Below are 977 nucleotides of genomic sequence, written 5' to 3'. Positions count from 1 at the left end.
AAGGGCTAGAGTATCCACTTTAACCTCTCTAAATTTGCTCACAATCTCTTAACTTGACGCGTATGGCTGTCATCCCAGTGCGTGACACTGGGATCTCGTTCCTTAACTTTATAGTGTAAATTATTTCAAATTGTGTCTAGCTGCAAGTATAATAATTTCCATTTATAGATAAAGTATGTTGCAAATGTTATGCCAAAGAGTATAATAAAATCTATATCAAATACTTTACAAGAAAAAGTGGGATAGAGGCAAAAGCAAATATTAATAAGGATAATTTAAGAAAAGTGCATGCTAGAGTTTGAAGAAGCAGTAAAAATAAAAAATATTATTGAGAGGTTAAATAGCACATGATATAATATATATATAGTGTAAAAATGTAAATAACTTTATTGACATCTTTACATTAATAGTTCTTAAATATTTAGTACTGTAGAATTAAATTATTAAGTTTTATGAAGGAAGTAAAAATGGTGGAAAGCCTTTCAGGTAACAACAAAGGCAGTAATTTTATTGAGGAGGCAAAAATAATGGAAAATTTTTCAGATAATAACGGAAACGGTAGCTCGATCTTCCAAGGAAAAATCAGGGAGCAAGATTTCTCTGCAGAGCAGAAGCTAAATGAACTAAAAGCAGCCATAGAGGAGCTCACCAGACAAGATTTGCTCAGGAGGCTCGAGTGTGAGCGTCAGGCTTCTAGTTGTATCGATGAAATATCATCTCAAGCAGAGCTACATATCGGAGAAGGTGATTATGAGGATTACTTCACTGGTGAAAAAGGAAGAGTACTCGGAGATTTCTGGAATTTCTTTGAATCTCTCTTTACCCTTTTTGAAGTAGATGTAGATGATACGAAAATCTACCAAATGCTCAAGGAGGAGAAAGAAAAAAATTGGCTTCTTTCGATAATTAAATTTATGCGTGACAAGCTTAAGGAGTTAATCAAGAAGATTTTTGCACGCGATTTAAGTTTCAATCAG

Annotated in this window: 1 pseudogene; it reads left to right on the top strand. The window is 33.4% G+C overall.

Going from position 1 to position 977, the window contains the following annotated elements:
* Positions 1–467: 467 nt before the first annotated feature.
* Positions 468–977, top strand: a pseudogene (locus OZD68_RS00155) (hypothetical protein); the annotation flags it as partial.

This window comes from Wolbachia endosymbiont of Drosophila bicornuta (assembly GCF_028982105.1).
GTDB classification, from domain to species: domain Bacteria; phylum Pseudomonadota; class Alphaproteobacteria; order Rickettsiales; family Anaplasmataceae; genus Wolbachia; species Wolbachia pipientis.
Note: the sequence above shows the minus strand (reverse complement) of the source record. Positions and strands in the feature narration are given on the sequence as shown.